Origin of the sequence: Corynebacterium sp. HMSC075D04 (assembly GCF_001815635.1) — a bacterium.
Classification (GTDB): domain Bacteria; phylum Actinomycetota; class Actinomycetes; order Mycobacteriales; family Mycobacteriaceae; genus Corynebacterium; species Corynebacterium coyleae.
The window spans coordinates 266,109-266,350 of record NZ_KV821338.1 but is presented as its reverse complement, the minus strand read 5'-3'; the positions used below and the strand labels follow the sequence as shown (position 1 = coordinate 266,350).

The 242-nt window shown below is 62.4% G+C and carries 1 protein-coding gene; it reads right to left on the bottom strand.

The window, feature by feature from the left end; genetic code table 11:
* A partial coding sequence (locus HMPREF3048_RS12535; protein ID WP_305764116.1) for a biotin/lipoyl-containing protein occupies positions 1-242 on the bottom strand: 242 nt, incomplete at both ends.

The following is a 242-nucleotide window of genomic DNA, read 5'->3' as shown; positions in this document are numbered from 1 at the left end:
AGCAGCCTTCTTCTCTTCCTTCGGCTCCTCAGCCTTAGCCGGTGCTTCTTCTTCGGCCTCGGCTTCGTCTTCGTTGGAGTCGTCGGAGGAAGCAGCCGCGTCAGCGTCACCGATGCGGGCGATGACGTCGCCGACCTCAACGGTGTCGTCCTCTTCAGCCAGAACCTCGATCAGCGTGCCAGCGACCGGCGACGGGATCTCAGTGTCAACCTTGTCAGTGGAGACCTCGAGCAGCGGCTCGT